Source organism: Nocardia sp. NPDC004654 (assembly GCF_040609595.1).
Lineage (GTDB): Bacteria > Actinomycetota > Actinomycetes > Mycobacteriales > Mycobacteriaceae > Nocardia.
Genome location: NZ_JBEXKI010000001.1, coordinates 909,791 through 925,962, shown reverse-complemented (window position 1 = coordinate 925,962; position 16,172 = coordinate 909,791). Strand labels below are relative to the sequence as shown.

General features: G+C 67.8%; 12 protein-coding genes and 1 riboswitch. Of the genes, 9 read left to right on the top strand and 3 right to left on the bottom strand.

Going from position 1 to position 16,172, the window contains the following annotated elements; translation table 11 throughout:
• Positions 1-27: 27 nt before the first annotated feature.
• The gene (locus tag ABZV58_RS04180; protein WP_354998694.1) at positions 28-1,944 is read right to left on the bottom strand and encodes an acyl-CoA dehydrogenase family protein; all 1,917 of its coding nucleotides are present in this window, start codon (positions 1,942-1,944) and stop codon (positions 28-30) included.
• 388 nt (positions 1,945-2,332) lie between these two features.
• On the opposite strand from ABZV58_RS04180, the gene ABZV58_RS04175 reads away from it, so the two are divergent.
• The 4 genes from ABZV58_RS04175 (at position 2,333) to ABZV58_RS04160 (ending at position 8,108) form a co-directional block, all read left to right on the top strand.
• On the top strand, positions 2,333-2,959 hold the full coding sequence (locus ABZV58_RS04175) for a TetR/AcrR family transcriptional regulator (protein ID WP_354998693.1): 627 nt from the start codon (positions 2,333-2,335) through the stop codon (positions 2,957-2,959).
• A 289-nt stretch (positions 2,960-3,248) separates the two neighbouring features.
• Positions 3,249-4,445, top strand: a complete 1,197-nt coding sequence (locus tag ABZV58_RS04170) for a homogentisate 1,2-dioxygenase domain-containing protein (RefSeq protein WP_354999028.1) — start codon at positions 3,249-3,251, stop codon at positions 4,443-4,445.
• A complete protein-coding gene (gene fahA / locus ABZV58_RS04165; RefSeq protein WP_354998692.1) occupies positions 4,415-5,623 on the top strand; it encodes a fumarylacetoacetase in 1,209 nt (402 codons plus the stop codon). Before ABZV58_RS04170 ends, fahA begins: the two co-directional genes overlap by 31 nt.
• A 181-nt stretch (positions 5,624-5,804) precedes the next feature.
• Positions 5,805-8,108, top strand: a complete 2,304-nt coding sequence (locus ABZV58_RS04160; RefSeq protein WP_354998691.1) for an MMPL family transporter — start codon at positions 5,805-5,807, stop codon at positions 8,106-8,108.
• A gap of 225 nt (positions 8,109-8,333) precedes the next feature.
• On the opposite strand, the gene ABZV58_RS04155 is transcribed toward ABZV58_RS04160, so the two are convergent.
• Positions 8,334-9,017 (bottom strand): TetR/AcrR family transcriptional regulator, encoded by a 684-nt coding sequence (locus ABZV58_RS04155; protein ID WP_354998690.1) that lies wholly within the window; start codon positions 9,015-9,017, stop codon positions 8,334-8,336.
• A gap of 94 nt (positions 9,018-9,111) precedes the next feature.
• Between ABZV58_RS04155 and ABZV58_RS04150 the strand changes: the two genes are divergently transcribed.
• From ABZV58_RS04150 to thiC, 3 genes are all read left to right on the top strand, one after another.
• On the top strand, positions 9,112-10,500 hold the full coding sequence (locus ABZV58_RS04150; protein ID WP_354998689.1) for a lipase family protein: 1,389 nt from the start codon (positions 9,112-9,114) through the stop codon (positions 10,498-10,500).
• Between the two features lie 101 nt (positions 10,501-10,601).
• Positions 10,602-11,075, top strand: a complete 474-nt coding sequence (locus ABZV58_RS04145) for a VOC family protein (RefSeq protein WP_354998688.1) — start codon at positions 10,602-10,604, stop codon at positions 11,073-11,075.
• Positions 11,076-11,258: 183 nt separating this feature from the next.
• Positions 11,259-11,386, top strand: a riboswitch (TPP riboswitch).
• Entirely contained in the window at positions 11,378-13,015 is a 1,638-nt protein-coding gene (thiC, locus tag ABZV58_RS04140; RefSeq protein WP_354998687.1) for a phosphomethylpyrimidine synthase ThiC, read from the top strand. It overlaps the preceding riboswitch by 9 nt.
• Positions 13,016-13,154: 139 nt before the next feature.
• Here the strand turns inward: thiC and ABZV58_RS04135 are convergent, their stop codons facing one another.
• Positions 13,155-13,709 (bottom strand): TetR/AcrR family transcriptional regulator, encoded by a 555-nt coding sequence (locus tag ABZV58_RS04135; RefSeq protein WP_354998686.1) that lies wholly within the window; start codon positions 13,707-13,709, stop codon positions 13,155-13,157.
• A gap of 31 nt (positions 13,710-13,740) precedes the next feature.
• Here ABZV58_RS04135 and ABZV58_RS04130 point away from each other — a divergent pair, with 31 nt between their 5' ends.
• Both ABZV58_RS04130 and ABZV58_RS04125 read left to right on the top strand, forming a co-directional pair.
• Positions 13,741-14,994 (top strand): KasA/KasB family beta-ketoacyl-ACP synthase, encoded by a 1,254-nt coding sequence (locus tag ABZV58_RS04130; protein ID WP_354998685.1) that lies wholly within the window; start codon positions 13,741-13,743, stop codon positions 14,992-14,994.
• Between the two features lie 241 nt (positions 14,995-15,235).
• Positions 15,236-16,030, top strand: coding sequence for a thioesterase family protein (locus tag ABZV58_RS04125; protein ID WP_354998684.1), 795 nt, complete (start codon positions 15,236-15,238; stop codon positions 16,028-16,030).
• Positions 16,031-16,172 lie beyond the last annotated feature (142 nt).

The window sequence follows — 16,172 nt, the reverse complement described above, 5'->3', positions numbered from 1 at the left end:
GACGGTGGTTGGCGCGTTGACCGGCCGCTACGGGTTCATTTCGTAGCCGCCCGCGTGTGCGCGGGCCTCGGCCAGCACCTTGTCGAAGCGGGTGGCGTCGGCCGCGGGGCGGCGCACCAGATCCAGCGCCCTGGTCTGCTGTGCCTTGGTCGCGGTCGGCTTGCTGTGCAGGGCGAGGGCGTTCTTGGCGAACTCCCGCACGAAGACGTCGAAGAGCTGGTCGAGCACGGCGGCGTCGGTGCCCTCGATCGCGGCCTGTTCCAGGATGAGCTGCGCGTACGGGATCGCGGTGAACAGCTCGCCGATGGCGAACAGGAAGTCCACGTCGCGCTGTTGGTCGGCGGTGGGCGGGGCCGCGGCGAGCAACGTCTGGAAGGCGAGGGCCTGCTCCAGGAAGATCGCGACGTTCGGCACGTGCGCGTACTTCTCGAACAGCGGACGCCAGTCGGTGAACCGGATGCGTCCGAGTCCCGCGCTCGGACCCTGCCGGAACAGGAATTCGTCGTCGGCGGCGTCGCGGCGGGTCGGCACCTCCGGATACCGCGCGGCGGCCAGCTCCGCTCGGAGCTTGGGCACCGCCGCGCCCGCCCGCGGGGCGAGCTTGCGGCTGGACCAGCTCAACGCCGAGGACACCGCCCGCACCGCACCCTTGGGCGCGGCGTCCGGCAGCACGCGCAGCGCGGCGAGCCCGGCGTCGGACGGGTGGAACATGTAGTTGGCCATGAACTTCAGCGACAGCGCCATGTTCACGTGCACGGTGCCTTCCAGCCGCGGCAGCCCGAACAGGCCGAGCATCGCCATCGGGAAGTACATGTCGTTCTCGAAGCCGCGGGCGGCGATCACGTCGGCGAGGTCTTCGATGACGCGCTGACCCTGCCGTGTCACGGTCATCTTCTCGATCGCGTTGAACAGCAGGTAGCGCCGGTCTTCGGGGGACGCCGACCGCAGGTAATCGATGGCACGCTCGCTGTAGAGCTTCATGCCGATCAGCCGCGCGTAGGAGTCGGTCAGCAGCGAGCGCACCTGCGGGAACTCGGTCACCCTGTGTCCGAACAGGATTCGATTCTCCGCGTGCGTGATCGATTCGTAGAAGGCGTGTTCGCAAGCGCCGACGGCGCCGAAGCCGAGGTTGAACTTGCCCACGTTGACGGTGTTCATCGCGGCGTGGAACGCGGCCTCACCGCGGTGCAGGATGTCCTCCTCGGCGACCGGGTACTTCTCCAGATCGAAAGCGGCCACGTACATCTGACTGTCCACCACGTTGCGACGCAGCTTGTAGTTCTTGTGCTTGCTGTCGGCGACGAAGAACAGATACCCCTCGTAATCGTCCTGCGCCGGTTTGGCATTCAGCGCTTTGGCGCTGTCGATGATCGGCTTGTCGGCGCGGCGGCCGAACACCGAGACCATCCCGGCGAGGTTGCCGTTGCCGATGTAGTGCTTGCCGCCGGTCGCGGTGAAACCGCCGCCGCGCTTGGGTTCCAACACCATGTCGGTGGAGTACACGTCGGCGCCGTGCTCCTTCTCCGACAGCCCGAACGCGAAGATCTCACCGGAGTCGAGCAGCGCCGCCGCGCGCTGCTTGGCGGCCTTGTTGTCGCTCTGCCAGATCGGCCCGAGGCCGAGGATGGTGACCTGCCAGACGTACCAGTAGGACATGCCGTAGAAGCCGAGCACCTTGCTCATCATCGCGATGCGGCCGGTGTCCCAGCGCTTGTTCGGATCGCCGTTGGCCTCGGCCGCGGGAGTCAGGAAGGTCGCGAAGACCCGCTCGCGCTTGACGAAGTCGAGGAACTCGGAGTACCAGACGCGCTCCCGGTCGTCCCGCTTCAGCGCCGCCTTGCCGCGCGTCTCGAACCAGTCGACCGTGGCGCGCAGCAGCCGCCGCGTCTCGGCATCGAACTCGGCGAACTCGCAGGTCTTCGGGTTGAACAGGGTTTCCGGCATCGGTGACTCCTCGGCCGTCGGTTCGACGCCCGGCATCCGGCCGGGCCACTTCATTCGCGAATGTAGCATTATTGTTCACAAGTGTAGGAACCCCGGCAAGACCCGCCCCGACACCTGCGCCTGGCACGCGCTCCTCAGGAAACCCGGAGTGCCGCCCCTCGCCACCGCTCCGACAGGTGCCCATGTGCGGAGACAGCGCACAAGCAACCCCCGCAGTCCCGCCGCAGGCACTCACACAAAGGTCCACCCCATGAGCAGGCACCCCCGCCCCCAGCAGGTGCACTTGTGCGGAGACAGCGCACAAGCAACCCCCGCAGTCCCGCCGCAGGCACTCCCACAGAGAACCACCCCACAAGCAGGGGCACCTGCCCACGATATGTTGGTGCCCATGGGTACCGAGCAAGTCGTGCGACCGCGTCAGCGGGCGCGGCACCTCGGACCGGAACGCCGCCGCCCGCAGGTGCTCGACACCGCGCTGGCCATCGCCGTCGAACACGGCGTCGCGGCCGTCACCATCGCCGCCGTGGCCGAGCGGATGAACGTCACCCGGCCGGTCGTCTACGCCTGCTTCGCCGATCGCGTCGAACTCATCCAGGAACTGATCCGCCGCGAGGAGAACCACCTCGTCGAGGGTCTGCTCCAGGCGACGCCGCGCCGCGCGGTCGACGCGGGCGAGACGGTCTTCGTGGAGGGCTTCCAGACGCTGCTGGAGATCGCTGCCGCGCGGCCCGACTCGTGGCGGTTGCTGTACGGCAATCCCGATCCCGCCGTCGCGGATTCGTTCGGACGCGGTCGCAAGTTGGCGGTCGAGCGATGCACCGAGCTGCTGCGGCCGACGCTGCGCGCGTGGGGGACCGAGGATGCCGAGCGGAAGCTGCCGATTCTGGTGGAGCAGTGGGTGTCGGCGGGTGAGGGGGCGGTGCGGTCGCTGCTCGCCGACGAGGGGGAATGGACGCCGCAGACACTCGGCGCTTTCGTGGGCGCGGCGGTCTATCGGGCGTTGCGGCAGGCGTAAGGCGCTGTCGGCCGGGTCCTGCTGAGCCGCCCAGATCGCCGCGGGGAACGTTGGCGGCGCGGAGGTCCGTCGCCGCGGCCGTACACAGCCTGCATCCAGTTGCGGCAAAGGCAAGCCATGCCGACATTTCTCCGGCAGTCACGCGCGACTACCGATGAAATGCCGCACGACAGCGTGGCGCATGGTCGGTTTTGCCGTCGCGAGGGCGCGTTTTCCCGGTCGCCGAAGTCATCCGATCATTACGATGGAGACCGACCGATCCGACCACGATCTGGCGGGAGGTGCGAGCATGGCGTTCTATCGGCAGGTCGGCGCGGTGCCGCCGAAACGGCACACCCAGCACCGCGACGACCTCGGGCGGCTCTACTACGAGGAGCTGATGGGCGAGGAAGGCTTCTCGGGCGATTCCTCGTTGCTCTATCACCGCGGTCTGCCGCCCGCGATCGTCGACGCCACGGTCTGGGAACTACCGGACCAGACGACGACGCCGAACCATCCACTGCGCCACCGGCATCTGCGCCTGCACGATCTCTTCCCAGGCGACACCGCGGCCGAGACCGATCCGGTGACCGGCAGGCGGCTGCTGCTCGGGAATGCCGACGTGCGCATCTCCTATGTCGCGGCCAAAGGCGCTTCTCCGTTGTACCGCAACGCGATCGGCGACGAGCTGGTCTACGTGGAGGCGGGCGAGGCGACCGTCGAGACCGTGTTCGGCAGGCTCGCCGCCCGCCAGGGCGACCAGGTCCTCATTCCGCGCGCCACCACTCACCGCTGGTTGCCCGCCGGGCCGGGTCCGTTGCGCGCGTATGCGATCGAGGCGTCCAGTCACATCACTCCGCCGAAGCGGTACCTGTCGAAATTCGGTCAGCTGCTGGAGAATTCGCCGTACTGCGAACGTGATCTGCACGGGCCGGGCGAACCGATCCTCGAATCCGGTACCGATGTCGAGGTTCTGGTGAAGCATCGCGCGGGCGGGCGGGTGGTCGGCACGCGGATGGTCTACGCGACGCATCCGTTCGACGTGGTGGGTTGGGACGGATGCCTGTACCCGATCACGTTCAACATCGCCGATTTCGAGCCGATCACCGGGCGCGTGCACCAGCCGCCGCCCGTCCACCAGGCGTTCGAGGGGATCAACTTCGTGATCTGCAACTTCGTGCCGCGCAAGGTCGACTACCACCCGCTGTCCATCCCGGTGCCGTACTACCACTCCAATGTCGACTCCGACGAGATCATGTTCTACTGCGGCGGAAACTACGAGGCGCGTAAGGGTTCCGGCATCGGGCAGGGTTCGGTGTCGGTGCATCCCGGCGGGTACGCGCACGGACCGCAGCCCGGTGCGTACGAGCGCAGCATCGGCATCGAGTTCTTCGACGAACTCGCCGTCATGGTCGACACCTTCCGCCCGCTCGAACTCGGCGAGGGCGCGCTGGCCTGCGAGGATCCGGCCTACGCGTGGACGTGGTCGGGTCGGGGCCCGCGGTGAGGACGCGGCTCGAGGTTCCCGAGGATTCGCTGTTCGGCGCGGACAATCTGCCGTACGGGGTGTTCGCGCCGCGCGGGGGTGCGCATCGGGTCGGGGTGCGCTTCGGCGAGTTCGTCGTCGATCTGGCTGTCGCCCTCGAGGACTCGGTATTCGCGGCTGCCGACCTCAATGCCTTTCTCGCGCAAGGGCCTACGCGTTGGCGTGCGGTTCGTGAGCGGGTGCGCGAACTGGTCTCTGCGGAAATCCCCGCCGACGCAGTGCATCCCCTGGCTGACGTGACGCTGGCGCTGCCGATTCGCATCGGCGACTATGTGGACTTCTACGCGAGCATCGACCACGCCACCAATCTCGGACGATTGTTCCGTCCGGATGCCGAACCGCTGCTGCCGAATTGGCGTCATCTTCCGGTGGGCTACCACGGCAGAGCCGGAACCGTCGTCGTCTCGGGCACGGAAGTGGTGCGGCCGCGAGGTCAGCGCCGAACAGACTCGGGTGTGCCGGATTTCGGTCCTTCCCGGCGGTTGGACATCGAGGCCGAACTCGGCTTCGTCGTCGGTGTCGGCTCTTCGCTCGGCACGCCGATCGATATCGCCGATGTCGAGGATCACCTGTTCGGTGTGGCGCTGGTCAACGACTGGTCCGCGCGGGACATCCAGGCCTGGGAGTATCAGCCGCTCGGGCCGTTCCTCGGTAAGTCGTTCGCCACGTCGTTGTCGGCATGGGTGACGCCGCTGGCCGCGCTCGATTCGGCGCGGATTCCGCTGCCGGAGCAGTCACCGCCGCCGCTGCCCTATTTGACGGTGGACGAGCCATGGGGGCTGGATATCGAGCTGACCGTGAGCTGGAACGGGGAGGTCGTCTCGCGTCCGCCGTATGGGCGGATGTACTGGTCGCCCGCGCAGATGTTGGCGCATCTGACCGCGAATGGGGCGGCTGCTCGGAGTGCGGATTTGTTTGCGTCGGGGACTATTTCGGGGCCTGAGCCGGGGCAGCGGGGGTCGTTCATCGAATTGTCTTGGGGCGGTGCGGAGCCGGTTGTGGTTGGCGGGGAGGGGCGGACGTTCTTGGAGGATGGGGATGAGGTCGTGATTACCGCGTCTGCGCCAGGGGTTGGCGGGAGGCGTGTGGGTTTGGGGGAGGTGCGGGGGCGGGTTCTGCCTGCCGGGTCGCGGGGGTGATTTGGGTTTCGAGGTGCGGCGACTTTCGAGTGCGCGGAGATAGCGCTACCTGCGCGATGGAGATGTCGCTCACTTTTCAGCGCATACGTGGCCAGCATCACCCTCTCGTCCGATTCTGTTCGGACGACCGGCCGGTTTACCGTTCGGGGGATCACCTCCATCGGGACGGGAGCCCGCGTCAATGCTGACCACCCTCGCACGGTTCGCCGCCGCGCGTCCTCGCGTTGTTCTCGGTATCGCGCTTCTGCTCATGGTGCTGTGCGGTCTGTTCGGGGCGACGGCGCAGGCGCACATGAAGTCCGGTGGGTTCGTCACCGAAGACCTCGAGTCGGTTCGGGCCGCCGAGTTCATCGCCGACCACTTCACCGGTGGGGATCCGAACTATGTGCTGCTCATCCAAGCCGAGGACGGGGTGGACAGCGCTGCGGCGAAGGCGGCGGCGCAACGGGTCACCGATCAGCTGCGCACGTATCCCGAGGTCAGCGGCATTCAGTCGTACTGGTCGGCGCGGCCTGACCTCGCGCAGGCGCTGCGCGGCAAGGACGGTCGCAGCGGGATCGTCGTGGCCAGTATCGAGGGCGACGACGGTGAGCTCAGCGAGCGCGCCGCCAAGATCAGCGAGACGGTGCAGACCAGTGGCGATGGCGTCACCGTCCGTGCGGGCGGGCTGGCCGCCGTTTTCGCGGACATGAACGCCCAGATCAGCGAGGACCTGATCGTCGCGGAGGCCATCGCGGTGCCGCTGACCGGGCTCTTGCTGATCCTGGTGTTCGGCAGCGTGGTCGCCGCCGCGCTGCCGATCGCGATCGGCCTGTTCGCCATCGCGGCCGCGCTGGGCATCCTGCGGGCGCTGACGGTGGTCACCGACGTCTCGATGTACGCGCTGAACATGACCACCGCGCTCGGTCTCGCGATGGCCATCGACTACAGCCTGTTCATCGTCAGCCGCTATCGGGAGGAACTGGCCAACGGTCTGGATTCTCGTGCGGCCGTGGTGCGCTCGATCCAGACCGCCGGACGTACCGTGGTGTATTCGGCGTTGGTGGTAGCGCTCTCGCTGGCGGCGCTCGCCGTGTTCCCGCAGTACTTCTTCAAGTCGTTCGCGTACGCGGGGATCGCGGTGGTCGCCGCGGCGGCGGGCGCGGCGGTGATCGTTCTGCCAGCGATTCTGGTGCTGGTCGGCGATCGGGTGAACGCGCTGGATCTGCGGGTTCCGTTGCGCCGCATGTTCCGTCGACCCGAACCTACCGAGCCGCAACCGGAGCGGAGCCTCTGGTACCGCTGGGTTGTCGGCGTGATGAAGCGTGCCGCGCCGGTCGCGGTGGTCACGACGATCGCGCTGCTCTTGCTCGGGTCGCCCTTCCTGTCCGCGCATTTCGGTTATCCCGACGATCGCGCGCTGACGCAGTCCGCGCCGAGCCGTCAGGTCGGCGACGCGCTGCGCAGCGACTTCTCCGCCGACCTCGGCGCGAGTGCCTACGCGGTGTTGCCCGGCTTCCGCAGCGGCCAAGGCGAAATCGGCGCGTACGCGGCGGCGCTGTCGAAGGTGGCCGACGTTCCCGCGGTGCTGTCCAGCGACGGCGTCTACGTCAACGGTCTGCGCGCTGCCGCCGCTTCACCGGAGATGTCCGGTCCGGCGGGCACATTCCTGTCGATCGGTACGCGGCTCGATCCGTATTCGACGGCGGGCAAGGATCAGCTCGCCGAGATCAGGGCGGTCCCCGCGCCCGGCGACGTGCTGTTCGGCGGAGCCGCCGCGCTGAACCAGGACTCGGTCTCGGCGATCGCCGACCGGCTGCCGCTCGCCGCCGCGCTCATCGCCGTCACCACGTTGATTCTGCTGTTCTTGTTCACCGGCAGTCTGCTGCTTCCGGTCAAAGCGCTTCTGCTGAACATTCTTTCGCTCGCCGCGACCTTCGGTGCGATGGTGTGGATCTTCCAGGACGGGCACCTGTCCGGGCTGCTCGGCTTCACGCCGACCGGCAAGCTCGACCTGGCGATGCCGATCCTCATGTTCAGCCTCGCGTTCGGCGCCTCGATGGACTACGAGGTGTTCCTGCTCTCCCGGATCAGGGAGGAGTGGCTGGCGGGCGAGAAGACCGCGGCGGGCAACACCCACGCCGTCGCCATGGGTGTCGCCAGAACCGGTCGAATCTTCACCGCCGCCGCCCTGTTGATGAGCATCGTCTTCCTCGCGTTGGCCAGCTCCGGCGTCGCCGCCATGAAACTGTTCGGCATCGGGTGCGCACTCGCGGTGCTCAGCGACGCCACGGTGATCCGCGCCTTGCTGGCGCCCGCGCTGATGCGGGTGATGGGCACCGCCAACTGGTGGGCGCCCAAACCCCTTGCGGCGCTGCATCGCCGCTTCGGCCTGGCGGAGGAGACGAACGACCCGTCGCCGCGAGTCGAGGCGGAGAGCGCAGGCACCGGCGACGCCGCATCGCGGACCCGCGCCGACAGGGTCGCGGACCTCGTCAGCGAATAGCGCTGCGCCTGAACGCACTACGCTGCGGTAGCCGGACGAACGGCGACGCATACGCGCGAATGGCACTGCCATTGTGAGCAGCGCACCGCACAACCAGCACCGACGCTCGGAGTCGGCCGAAGATACGGACGGTCCGGCGCTGCGGGTCGAGGTGGAGGGCGCAGGCACCGGCGACGCTGCGTCGACGACGCCGCTCTGACGCGGATCCGTCTGCACCACAGCCCTTTACGACAGCATCTCCCGCCCGGCGTAAACCACGCCGACGAACTCGACCAAATCGTCGATCAGCGTCTGCACATCATCACGCGCGCCACCGTCGTCGTGATGGTGCAGCCAGTCGGCGATCAGCTCGAACATCCCGCCGATGGTCGCGAGCGCCAACGCCAGCCGCCTGCGTCGAGCGCGTTCGTCCGGCGCGGCATCCGATGACCACTGGCTGTCCAGAAACGCCGCGGCCCAGCGCCGGTTGCCGCGGCGCTGCTTCTCCACCATCGGCGAAATACCGCCCGCCTCACCGAAAGTCACCTTCGCCAGGCGCGGGTCGTCGGCGATGGCGTGCACGAACGCACCGACGACCGCAGCCGCGCGCTCTCCCCAGTCCCGTCCCGCGACTTCCGCCGCCACCTCGGCGACGCGTTGCTGGATCTGCGCCGTGATCTGCTCGAGCAGCGCGATGTAGCACGCCTCCTTGCTGTCGAAGTGGTCGTAGAACCCCTTCGTCCCGACGTAGGCGCGCTGACAGATCTGTTCGATCGACGTCCCCGAAAAGCTCTGTTCGGCAAACAGTTCGGTGGCGGCGTCCAGCAGTTGACTGCGGCGCTGCGCGCTGCGCTGCTCGGCGTCGAGGCCGCGTATCCGGCGCCGATCCGGAGTCGGGGCGGGCCGCGCGGCGGATTTGCTGCGGGTCATGTCACGACGATAGCGGCACTTGTTTCAAAAAGAGTTCTTGTTGGTAACTCGAACTCGTGCTGTAATCGCTGCACCGATGAGGAAGGGACCTGGGGTGTCAGTGATCAAAGGCGATCCGGCCGGAAGAAGCCCAGTGTTCGTGCGCGCCGTCGCGGTCGCGATGATCGTCGCGGCGACCGTGCTGACGAGCGCTGTGGCGGCGAGACCGGCGTCGGCAATGCCGCTACCGCAACATGATTCGTTCTACGAGCCGCCCGCCGACTTCGCGAGCGCCGAACCGGGGACGATCCTGCGCTCGCGCGAGGTGCGGCTCGCGGTGCTCACGGTGCTGCCGCTGAACGTTCGGTCCTGGCAGTTGCTGTACCGCACGACCGACCTGTTCGACGAACCCGCGGTCGCGGTCACGACGGTGATACTGCCCGCGGGCGCCGACCCCGGCCGCTCCCGCCCGCTGGTCTCCCTCCAGTTCTATTACGACAGCGCCAGCCCTTCCTGCGCACCGTCGTACGTGCTCCGGCAGGGCGCGGGGCTGCCCGGCGTCGAGGGCATCCATTCCAACAGCGAGCTCATCGCGCTCGCCGCGCTGATCAGCCAGGGTTGGGCGGTGTCGATCCCGGACTACGAGGGGCCGCATGGCCATCTCGCGGTCGCCAAGGAACCGGGTTACATGACCCTGGACGGGATCAGGGCCGCGCAACGTTTCGAGCCGATGGGCCTGAACACGAATACCCCTGTGGCTCTGTGGGGTTACTCCGGCGGCGGCATGGCCACCGGCTGGGCGGCCGAGATGCAGCCGAGCTACGCGCCGGAGCTGAACGTCGAGGGCGCCGCGATGGGCGCGCCGGTCTCGGATGTCGAATCGTTGTTGCACGTCAACGGTTCCATGTTCGCCAGCCTGATCGGTATCGGCATCGCCTCCCTGTCCAACGCGTATCCGACCTTCGAGGAGGTGACCTACCGGCACCTCACGCCGGAGGGCCGCGCGCTGATGGACCGCACCAACACGCAGTGTCTCCCGCGCAACGCGCTGACCCAGATGTTCGTGGATTACCAACGGCTGCTGACGATTCCGATCGCCGATTACCTCGCCCTTCCCGAGATTCGGGAGGTGTTCGACGCGACGGTTCTCGGCGGCAACACGCCGACCATGCCTATCCACCTGTACCAAGGCGTGTTCGATGAAGCGGTGCCCGTGTGGACCAACGACGCTCTCGCGCAACAATATTGCGCGGGAGGCGCTTCGGTCGTCTACAAGCGCGACCACCTGAGCGAGCACCTGACGCTGCCCTCCCTCGGCATGGCCGACACCTTCAACTGGCTGAAGGGCAGGCTGGCGCCGAACGCGCCGGATCAGGTCGGCTGCCGGACCGAGAACGTCGTCTCGATGCTCGCCGACGTCGACGCGCTGCTGAGCCAGATCGAGATCAACCTCAACGCCACCTTCGGCGCGCTCGGGTTCCCGATCGGGCCCCGCGAACGCTGACCGGCGGTCGGGGCCGCACATTTCCCGGCCGCGATGCGATGAATTCGGCGGCGTTGGGAAGTCTGCACACGCGAGGACCTACCCCACGTCAGGAGATGGCCATGCAGAAGATCGTCACGAACCTCTGGTACGACACCCAGGCCGAGGAGGCCGCGGAGTTCTACTGTTCGCTCTTCCAGGACTCCAAGATCACCGACATCCAGTACTACAACGAGGCGGGGCCGCGCGAGGCCGGGCTCGTCATGGTCGTCGACTTCGAACTGAACGGTCAGAAGTTCACCGCGATCAACGGCGGCGGCGAGTACCACTACACGCACGCCATGTCGCTGCTGGTCAACTGCGAGAGCCAGGAGGAGGTCGACCGCCTGTGGCTGGCGCTGCTGGCCGACGGCGGTCAGGAGATCGAGTGCGGTTGGCTCAACGACAAGTACGGCATCCCGTGGCAGATCTGGCCGGTGCAGGCCAACGAGCTGCTCAAAGGGGACCCCGCCGCCGTCACCCGCGCGACCAAGGCCATGCTCGGCATGAAGAAGATCGACGTGCAGGCCATGCGGGACGCGTACGAGGCGGTCTGAGCGGGCTTGTTCGGCGGCCAGGCCCGAGCGGAGGGCCTGGCCAGCCGGATCGACCATCTTCCGAGCCGAATCTCACTCGGCCCGATCTACCGAGGTGAGGCGCTGGCCTGCGCCCGCACGCGCGGGTTCGGGTCATCGCCGGGCGTGTCCATGCGGCGGGCGGGTATGGTCGGGCGGGAAATTTCACATCGCCAACGGGGGCTCGCACCAGCGGGCTGAGAGGACGGCTAGCCCTTACGGGGCGATCAGGGCCGTCGACCGTATGAACCTGACCGGGTAATGCCGGCGTAGGGAGGAGAAGCATGGCCACCGCCAACGGCGCCGCCGTCGACACCGTGACCACCGGGCCCATCGAGGGCAGCGTCAAGCACTACCAGGAAGTCGACGACCTGCGCATTCCGGTACGTCGTGTCAATCTGACGACCGGGGGGCATTTCGACGTCTACGACACCTCGGGCCCGTACACCGACGACAACGCGACCATCGACCTCGAAGCCGGGCTGCCCAAGCTGCGCGACACCTGGGCCAAGCCGCAGGTGGACGGCCCGCCGACCCAGCTGGCCTGGGCCCGGCAAGGCATCATCACGCCGGAGATGCGGTTCATCGCGGCGCGCGAGGGCGTCGAGCCCGAGCTGGTGCGCGACGAGGTCGCGGCCGGGCGCGCGGTGATCCCGGCCAACCACAAGCACCCGGAGCTGGAGCCGACGATCATCGGCAAGAAGTTCCTGGTGAAGATCAACGCCAATATCGGCAACTCGGCGGTGTCCTCCTCGATCGCGGAGGAGGTGGAGAAGATGGTGTGGGCCACCCGCTGGGGCGCGGACACCATCATGGATCTGTCCACCGGCAAGAACATCCACGAGACCCGCGAGTGGATCATGCGCAACTCCCCCGTCCCGGTCGGCACCGTGCCGATCTACCAGGCGCTGGAGAAGGTGAACGGCGATCCGACTCAGCTGACCTGGGAGATCTACCGCGACACCGTCATCGAACAGTGCGAGCAGGGCGTGGACTACATGACCGTGCACGCGGGCGTCCTGCTGCGCTACATCCCGCTGACGGCCAAGCGGGTCACCGGCATCGTCTCGCGCGGCGGGTCCATCATGGCCGCGTGGTGTCTGGCGCACCACCAGGAATCCTTCCTGTACACCCACTTCGAGGAGCTCTGCGAGATCCTGGCGAAGTACGACGTCACCTTCTCCCTCGGCGACGGCCTGCGCCCCGGCTCCATCGCGGACGCCAACGACGAGGCCCAGTTCGCCGAACTGCGCACCCTCGGCGAGCTGACGAAGATCGCGAAATCCCATGGCGTGCAGGTGATGATCGAGGGCCCCGGCCACGTGCCGATGCACAAGATCGTGGAGAACGTGCGGCTCGAGGAAGAACTGTGCGAGGAGGCGCCGTTCTACACCCTCGGCCCGCTGGCAACCGACATCGCGCCCGCCTACGACCACATCACCTCGGCCATCGGCGCCGCGATCATCGCCCAGGCGGGCACGGCCATGCTCTGCTACGTCACGCCGAAGGAGCACCTCGGCCTGCCCAACCGCGACGACGTCAAGGTCGGCGTGATCACCTACAAGATCGCCGCCCACGCCGCCGACCTGGCCAAGGGCCACCCGCACGCCCAGCAGCGCGACGACGAATTGTCCAAGGCGCGTTTCGAATTCCGCTGGCGCGACCAGTTCGCGCTCTCGCTCGACCCCGACACGGCGCGCGAGTACCACGACGAGACGCTGCCCGCGGAACCAGCGAAGACCGCGCACTTCTGTTCGATGTGCGGGCCGAAGTTCTGCTCGATGCGGATCTCCGCCGACGTGCGGGAGTACGCGGAGAAGAACAACTTGACGGAAGTGGAGGCCATCGAGGCGGGGATGGCGGAGAAGTCCGCGGAGTTCGCCGGGGCGGGGAAGCAGGTCTACCTGCCGGTGGTTTCGTAGGGTTGCTGCGCGTCGGGTCGGCATCTGGAGACCTCCGCGGCGCACCCGGCCCACTCGCAGCGGGCGGCCATCCTCTCTTTGGAGAGGGTGGCCGCTTCGCTTTTTCGGCTTCTCGTAAAGCCGCTGGCCGCGCCCGAATCTAACGAACAGCGCTCTCGATAAGCCACCGAGCCGCCCTGTCGGTCCGCGCGACATCCCCGGTGATCACGCGATCCTGAAGTATCCCCCGCAATCCCGAAACAAGCACCGTCGCAACAACTTCTGCATCCTCCACGCCGAACCCACGCAACCCGTCCGCGAGCGCCGCGACGAAAGTGCCGATGGCGTCGGTGGCATACCCGGCGTACGGCCCGTCGGACGCACAAGCCGCGCCGAGCACTTGCAACATCACCTTCACACTGGTCGCCCCCGACCCAATGGTGTTGGCGCACCAAAAATCCCACAGCCGAGCGCGGAGGGCGGCGGCGTCGGCGATGTCGGCGAAGAGCGCCCTGATGTCCGGGCGCTGGGTGGCGAGGGCTTGGACCAGCAGCTCTTCCTTGGTGTCGAAGTAGTAGATGAGCATGCGCGAGCTGGTGCCGAGTTCCGCGGCGAGGGGACGCAGGGAGAGTTCGGCGAGGCCGTGCGTGGCGATGTAGCCGACGACGCCGTCGAGGAGTTCGGCGCGTTTGGCGTGGTCGAGTGGGCGGGCCATGGGTTGACTGTACCGACTGCTACAGGTATTCATGAAGACCGTGACTGTAACACTCGCTTCAGAAACTACGGACTCCGTCGTCGTCACCGCCTACGCGGCCACCACTTCACTCGCCGACGACATGGAAACCACCTGGTCGAGGCTGCTGCGAGGGGAGACGGGCATCGGCGTACTCGATGACGACTTCGTCGCCGAATACGACCTGCCGGTCCGCATCGGCGGCAAGTTGAAGGCGCATCCCGCCGCGCAGCTCACCCGGGTCGAACAGCGCAGGCACTCCTACGTCGAGCAGCTGGCGCTGGTCCTCGGCAGGCGGGTGTGGCAGTCGGCGGGCGCGCCGGAGGTCGAGGGCGAGCGACTGGCGGTGGCCATCGGCACCGGACTCGGCGGCGGCGACGCGCTGATCGACGCGGTCGATGCCATGCGCGCGGGCGGTTATCGGAAGGTGTCGCCGATGTCGGTACCGATGGTGATGCCGAACGGGCCCGCCGCGACGGTCGGGCTCGAAATCGGCGCCAAGGCAGGGGTTTTCGCGCCGGTCTCGGCGTGCTCCTCGGGTTCCGAGGCGATCGCGCACGCCTGGCGGCTGATCCGCTCCGGAGAGGCCGACGTGGTGGTGACGGGAGGCGTCGAGGGCAACATCCACGCCGTGCCGATCGCCAGCTTCGCCATGATGCGCGCGATGAGCACCCGCAACGAGGAACCCGAGCGCGCCTCGCGCCCCTTCGACCGGGACCGGGACGGCTTCGTCTTCGGCGAGGCGGGCGCGCTCATGGTGCTCGAATCCGAGCGGCACGCCAGGGCGCGCGGCGCCGAGATCCACGCTCGCGTGCTCGGCGCGGGCATCACCTCCGACGCCTTCCACATCGTCGCCTCCGACCCGGAGGGCATCGGCGCGGCCCGCGCCATGCGCAAGGCCATCGAGACCGCGGGCCTCGGGGTGTCGGACATCGCCCACGTCAACGCGCACGCCACCTCGACCCCGATCGGCGACGCCTCCGAGGCGAACGCCATCGCGGCCGCCACGCCGCACGCCTCGGTCTACGCCCCGAAATCCGCGCTCGGCCATTCCATCGGCGCGGTCGGCGCGCTCGAGTCCATCCTCACGGTCCTCGCCCTGCGCGACCAGATCATCCCGCCCACCCTCAACCTCGACAACCAGGCCCCTGACATCGACCTCGACATCGTCGCCGGCGCACCCCGCCGCCAACGAATCGACTACGCCGTCAACAACTCCTTCGGATTCGGCGGACACAACGTGGCCCTCACCTTCGGACGGGCGTGAGCCACCCGCCCGGCGATCACGCCGGACGCGCGCCATCGCTGCGGCACGACCGCATCGAGCCGCCGACTCGGGACACCGGGCATCCCGCCGCCACCCGACACTTCCGGTCGTCGGGTTGCCTCACGCACCTGCCACGAGCGTCGACCGGCCCGGTCCACCGCTACCCCGCGTGGCAGAATCGTTAACCGGACGAACTATTCGACAACCGGCAGTGCGGCCGGTCCGAGGGACGGACGATGACGTGAGTGATGCCTTCTACCTCCCGGATCCGGACGACCCGAAACGGTTCATCTCCACCGAACTCACGCGTGGGCCGTGGTCGCCGGACGCGCAGCACGCGGGACCTCCCTCGGCGTTGCTCGGGCACGTCATCGAGCGGTGTGAGCCGCGGGAGGGGTTCCAGGTCGGGCGGGTCGCGGTGGAGATCCTCGGACCTGTGCCGTTGCAGCCGCTGATCGCGGAGGCGCGGGTGACTCGGCCGGGACGCAGCGTCGAGTTGGTGGAGGCGATGCTCTCGACCGAGCGCGGTCCGGTCATGAAGGCCAATGCCTGGCGGTTCAAGCTTGCCGAGCCCGAACTTCCGCTGCCCGAGGAATTCCATCCGGTGGGCGCGCGGCCCGGTCCGGACCACGCGCCCGCACCAACGCCGTTCCCGGCAGCACAGGAGATCGGCTTCCACACCGCGATCGAATACCGTTTCGTCACAGGCGCTTTCGGTGAACCGGGCCCGGCGATCTGCTGGATTCGACTGAAGTATCCGATCGTCGCGGGCACCACGCCGAGCCCGCTGGAACGCACCCTGGCCGCCGCCGACTCGGGCAACGGCGTGAGCGCGGTCCTCGACTGGAACCGCTTCCTGTTCATCAACACCGACCTCACCGTCACCCTGCACCGCCAGCCGGTGGGCGAATGGGTCTGCCTCGACGCGGTCACCTACCCCCAACCGCACGGCATCGGCCTCGCCGAATCGGCCCTCTTCGACGAGAAAGGCCCCCTCGGCCGCAGCACGCAAACCCTCTATCTCGGCGTGCGCTGAACTACGGCCGGGTGGAGATCTGCTGGATCGCCCAGCCGTTGCCGTCGGGGTCCGAGAAGAAGAGGAAGCCGACGTCGTCGAGGGGGCGTCCAGTTCATGCCTGTCCCCTTCACCTCGCACGGATGGTTCGTTCCTACCAGTC

Coding starts and splice junctions, on each gene's coding strand:
- ABZV58_RS04135 (WP_354998686.1), bottom strand. CDS start 13,709: ATGGCCCGCCCACTCGACCACGCCAAACGCGCCGAACTCCTCGACGGC.
- ABZV58_RS04130 (WP_354998685.1), top strand. CDS start 13,741: ATGAAGACCGTGACTGTAACACTCGCTTCAGAAACTACGGACTCCGTC.
- ABZV58_RS04175 (WP_354998693.1), top strand. CDS start 2,333: ATGGGTACCGAGCAAGTCGTGCGACCGCGTCAGCGGGCGCGGCACCTC.
- ABZV58_RS04145 (WP_354998688.1), top strand. CDS start 10,602: ATGCAGAAGATCGTCACGAACCTCTGGTACGACACCCAGGCCGAGGAG.
- ABZV58_RS04160 (WP_354998691.1), top strand. CDS start 5,805: ATGCTGACCACCCTCGCACGGTTCGCCGCCGCGCGTCCTCGCGTTGTT.
- ABZV58_RS04155 (WP_354998690.1), bottom strand. CDS start 9,017: ATGACCCGCAGCAAATCCGCCGCGCGGCCCGCCCCGACTCCGGATCGG.
- thiC (WP_354998687.1), top strand. CDS start 11,378: ATGGCCACCGCCAACGGCGCCGCCGTCGACACCGTGACCACCGGGCCC.
- ABZV58_RS04180 (WP_354998694.1), bottom strand. CDS start 1,944: ATGCCGGAAACCCTGTTCAACCCGAAGACCTGCGAGTTCGCCGAGTTC.
- ABZV58_RS04170 (WP_354999028.1), top strand. CDS start 3,249: ATGGCGTTCTATCGGCAGGTCGGCGCGGTGCCGCCGAAACGGCACACC.